Here is a 4315-nt window from a genome sequence, read left to right as displayed (position 1 = left end):
AAACTCATTTAAATCACTTTGCTATTAAGTACAAATTGATTCTTAGAGCGAACCAGATTGCTTGGCAGGAGCTTAAAAATATGGCAGCTTAAAATTGACCGTGCGTAACATGAGTTATTTAAAAGGATAATTTCCCCTGTCGCTATAGCGCCCATCGCATACTCTTTGTGATCTGGAACCCCCAGTTTGCGTACGATAAATACGTCTAAGGGAATTGATAAGGCGTTTGCAATTTCAAAGCCTATTGGCACACCGCCGCGTGGTAAGGCTAAGACCAGCAAATTAGGTTCCCTAATAAATGCTTTTAACCGCTTTGCCAGTAATTGACCTGCTTGGTGACGATCTATAAATTGTTCCATATGATTCCACTAGTCCATGGGTTCATTTTAAATAATAGCCAAATTTGGGCGCTTGCAAAGATTAAAAGCCTTAAAGCGTTTTTTTCACGGCTCTTGCACAACACCAAATATCCACCTGTTGCACCCCAGATTTTTTCAAAACTTTGGCTAATTCATTCACCGTACTTCCCGTGGTTAATAAATCATCAATAAGGGCAATGTGTTTATAGGAACTAGGAGCCACAGAAAATGCATTTTTAATATTTTGGCTACGTTTTTTACCATTTAATTCTGCTTGCGCTGGGGTATGCAGTTTTTTTTGACAACTGATAAAGTCAATCGGGATCTTTAAGCGTTTGCTTAACAATTGAGCTATGATAATGGTTTGATTAAAGCCGCGGCTCTTTATTTTTTTAGGGTGCATGGGGACTGGGATAAGGCATTGCGGGGTAGAAGGTTGTTTCTTCCAGGCATTTATTATTAACTGGGCTAAGAGTGAGCTTAAATAAAGTCCATTTTGATATTTAAAACGGTGAAGCAAACCGCGCAGAGGTTCTTCAAACGAATAAGCAATAGTCGCGTTATTAAAATAGGGTGGTTGTTTGATGCAATGGCCGCAAATTAAATACCCCTCATCCGGTAAAGGAAAGGCACAATATTTACAAGAAGGTCCTAAACTAGGGAATAGGGCAATACAAAAATCACAGACCGCGAGTCTTGTGGGATGAAACTGGTTACATAATATACATATTGAAGGCAGACGTATTCTCTGTGCTATACTAAGCAGCTTGTGGCGCATGAGCGTTGGATTTTCCTTAACTTTTCCTGGTCCTTATAATGTCTGTTATTAATGAAATTAGCAAGGCTTTTAATCAACAAGCAGGTAATTATGAAAAAGCTGCTAAAGTACAACATGAAATAGGGTTACGTTTATTAGCGCGTTTACAGTATTTAAAAATTAATCCTCAATATATTCTTGATTTAGGCTGCGGTCCTGGTATTTTTTCTCGTGAATTGGCAAAAATGTATCCAAAGGCACGAATAGTCGGCCTCGATCTTGCTCCTGCTATGTTAAAAGAAGCGCACAAAAAACAAAGCTGGCGCTGTAAATGGTCATTAGTAGCTGGCGATATGAAACAGCTTCCTTTTACAACGGGGTTGTTTGATTTGGTTTTTGCTAATCAAGTGATTCATTGGGGAAATCCTTTAGAACAGGTTCTGCGGGAATTAAATCGGGTCATGAACGTTAATGCCTGTTTTATGTTTACGACCTTAGGTCCCGACACCTTTAAAGAATTAAAAAATTGTTGGGCAGGCGCCTCTTCTTATGAGCATGTTAATTCGTTTGCAGATATGCATGATGTAGGCGATAGTTTATTAAGCGAGTATTTTTTAGACCCAGTAATGGATATGGAATCTTTGACAGCGCATTATGAGAGTGTTACTCATTTAGTACGCGCCTTAAAAAATCAAGGCGTTCGTAATATCAATCCTGCTCGCAATCAAGGTTTAACCGGTAAGAGGGCTTGGCGTCTTTTTGCAGAACACTATGAGCACTTAAAAACCGAAAATGCCAAATACCCGCTTAGCTATGAAGTGGTTTATGGCCATGCGTGGAAAGGTGAGCGGCAAAAAACAGAACATGGAGTAGAGACCTTTATACCATTAAATAGTATAAAAACAATAAATCATCAATAAGGATAAGTAATTGAAAGCATTGATTAAAGGGATTTTATTCTTCATATTCGTCCTCATTTTTTATCATATTTGCGATTATTTCTTAGGTAAACAGCCGGTTTTCCTGAGTAATACTTACCAGCAAGCTAATAATATTTACACCCTTAAATACCCCTATGATTGGCTATATACGAGCACCGATAAAGCGGGTGTTATTTTTAGTGGCCCTAAAGATACCCCAGCTTTTTTTACGGTAATTAAAATTGAGCTGTTAACGGCAAACCAATTAGGTAATCAAGCAGTTTCGATCAGTGATTTAGTGAAAGATTATACAGAACAGCTTAGTAAACAAGGCAAGGTTATCGACTTTGGCAACCTAGCCCTACCCAGTGATCCCGAGCATATTAAAGGGATGTATGTGACTATTTTATATCAGTACAATGGCAATGAATTCAAAAAAACGCAATATTTCCTAGCCCGAGACTCCTCGCAAAAAGAGTTCTACCTTTGGAGTTATACGGCTTTAGAAAAAGATTATGATTTAAGCTTACCTACAGCACAGGCCATGTTTGATTCTTGGATTATTCGGTATTAATTTATAGCTTACTGCAGTTTGGCAAGCAGTTGCCAAACTGCAGTGTAGCCTAGTTAAGTGTTAACCCTGTTGGAAATACAAATCCGTCTACCAATTTCGTGCAAGTACCTATGCTCCCTGCAGGGCTTAAATTACAAACAGCAATAACTCCGTTCAATATAGATTCAGCTACATAAAGCTTCTTCTCTGCTGCATTTAGTGCTAACCCTCGAGGAAAATTGAAGATTGGATTTGAAAGACTGCAGCTGGCAAGATTGATGCTGCCGTTAGCAGCCAAACTACAAGTACTGATAGCATCGGAGTTATTATTAGCAATATATATTTTATTAGTGAGTGAATTAATCACCACACCATCCGGATTATTAAAAGAATTCGGTGCGGTACTGTAAGGGCAAGTAGTAATCGAACCAGCATTATTCAGATTACATATGGCAATGCTGCCATCATTTTTATTGCTTACGTAGATTCGCGTCCCTGCATCATTAATTGTAATATCTGAAGGAGTAAGAAAACCTGTTTTTTGGCTACATGAGGCAATAGTCCCGTTGGCATTGAGGGTACAGACTGAAACATTGTTTTGGATCGTATTGGCAACATAAAGTTTATTAAATTTCGGGTTATAATAAACACCGCTCGTGGTAGTAAAGCCTGCGAAATCTGAGCAGGGTGCAACAATTGCTCCTTGAGAATTTAATGAACAAGTTCTTACTGTTGAACCGAAAGACTCGGTGATATAAATCTTTTTTGCACTTTTATTTATACTTAAATAGTAGGGAGAAGTACCAGTCAAAGCTGTAGATGCTAGCTTACACTGGTCAGTATCAATGTTACCGTTAATTAAGGGACAATAAGTAACATAGCCTGTGCCACCTGAGCCTGTACTCCCAATATAGATTTTAGAAGCACTGCTACCTGTTGCCGTACTAACATAATTTTGACATTGTAGATGGTTAACGGCATTGAGACAGATAATGTAACGAACCCTTCCTGGGCGTGACAGGGTTAATTGGGAAGTTTTACCCTTATTTATTTTAAACCGGCAATAACCATTGGCTTTTTTTGTGCAACCACTTACAGTGTAGCCTGAGCTTAAAATTTTTATCCCGGCGAGTGGATAATTTGTGGCTTTTTTAGGTGTAATCAACAAGTTTAAACCCTGAACGCTCACATTTAATAAATGCGTATCAATGGGCGTAGAAAAGACAAATTGGCTTACAATAAACAGACAAATAAAAATAATTTTTTTCATTTTAATCCCTTACTTATGCAACTAAAGTGAGAACTAAGGCATTCGCATTGATATTACCGGTGGAAAGACCATTAAGTACTCCATCTCTAGGAGCTAAATTTGCTTTATTGAGGTAGAAGTATTTATAAGCTACTTCAAATGAAGTAGTCCGCCAAACGTTGTTAAATCGCACCCCTGCACCTACTGCGGCACTAAATACAGTTTGCATCTTCCCATGGTAAGCCTGGTTAGGAATAGTGATGCCATTATCTATCGATTCTTCATTATAATTTTTTGTATTTATAATATTTGGCCCTATACCTACATCTAAAACAAAAGCAGTTTTTTTATCGGCAGTATGATATAGGCGCGGATTTTTAGACGAAAAAAAGGTATTTTTAAGAGCTATTCTTCTAATATAAGAGGGGAATAGAATGACCAAAAAGCGAAATTATTACACTGCATCAAAAAAATCAA

The 4315-nt window shown here is 37.9% G+C and carries 6 protein-coding genes; 2 read left to right on the top strand and 4 right to left on the bottom strand.

Annotation, left to right across the window (positions count from 1 at the left end; genetic code table 11):
* Nucleotides 1-8 precede the first annotated feature (8 nt).
* Both ELY15_RS16470 and ELY15_RS13930 read right to left on the bottom strand, forming a co-directional pair.
* Nucleotides 9-359, bottom strand: a complete 351-nt coding sequence (locus ELY15_RS16470; protein WP_127101072.1) for a hypothetical protein — start codon at nucleotides 357-359, stop codon at nucleotides 9-11.
* A gap of 70 nt (nucleotides 360-429) precedes the next feature.
* Complete coding sequence (locus ELY15_RS13930; protein WP_127101070.1) at nucleotides 430-1137, bottom strand: ComF family protein; 708 nt, start codon at nucleotides 1135-1137, stop codon at nucleotides 430-432.
* A gap of 38 nt (nucleotides 1138-1175) precedes the next feature.
* Between ELY15_RS13930 and bioC the strand changes: the two genes are divergently transcribed.
* Both bioC and ELY15_RS13920 read left to right on the top strand, forming a co-directional pair.
* Nucleotides 1176-2036, top strand: coding sequence for a malonyl-ACP O-methyltransferase BioC (gene bioC / locus ELY15_RS13925; protein ID WP_127101068.1), 861 nt, complete (start codon nucleotides 1176-1178; stop codon nucleotides 2034-2036).
* 10 nt (nucleotides 2037-2046) lie between these two features.
* Nucleotides 2047-2610, top strand: coding sequence for a hypothetical protein (locus ELY15_RS13920; protein WP_127101066.1), 564 nt, complete (start codon nucleotides 2047-2049; stop codon nucleotides 2608-2610).
* Between the two features lie 49 nt (nucleotides 2611-2659).
* Here the strand turns inward: ELY15_RS13920 and ELY15_RS13915 are convergent, their stop codons facing one another.
* Both ELY15_RS13915 and ELY15_RS13910 read right to left on the bottom strand, forming a co-directional pair.
* A complete protein-coding gene (locus ELY15_RS13915; protein ID WP_127101064.1) occupies nucleotides 2660-3859 on the bottom strand; it encodes a YncE family protein in 1200 nt (399 codons plus the stop codon).
* Between the two features lie 13 nt (nucleotides 3860-3872).
* The gene (locus ELY15_RS13910; protein WP_127101062.1) at nucleotides 3873-4280 is read right to left on the bottom strand and encodes a hypothetical protein; all 408 of its coding nucleotides are present in this window, start codon (nucleotides 4278-4280) and stop codon (nucleotides 3873-3875) included.
* Nucleotides 4281-4315: the final 35 nt, after the last annotated feature.

It is taken from the genome of Legionella sp. km772 (assembly GCF_003989735.1).
Taxonomy (GTDB): domain Bacteria; phylum Pseudomonadota; class Gammaproteobacteria; order Legionellales; family Legionellaceae; genus Legionella.
Note: the sequence above shows the minus strand (reverse complement) of the source record. Positions and strands in the feature narration are given on the sequence as shown.

Coding starts and splice junctions, on each gene's coding strand:
- ELY15_RS16470 (WP_127101072.1), bottom strand. CDS start 359: ATGGAACAATTTATAGATCGTCACCAAGCAGGTCAATTACTGGCAAAG.
- ELY15_RS13930 (WP_127101070.1), bottom strand. CDS start 1,137: ATGCGCCACAAGCTGCTTAGTATAGCACAGAGAATACGTCTGCCTTCA.
- bioC (WP_127101068.1), top strand. CDS start 1,176: ATGTCTGTTATTAATGAAATTAGCAAGGCTTTTAATCAACAAGCAGGT.
- ELY15_RS13915 (WP_127101064.1), bottom strand. CDS start 3,859: ATGAAAAAAATTATTTTTATTTGTCTGTTTATTGTAAGCCAATTTGTC.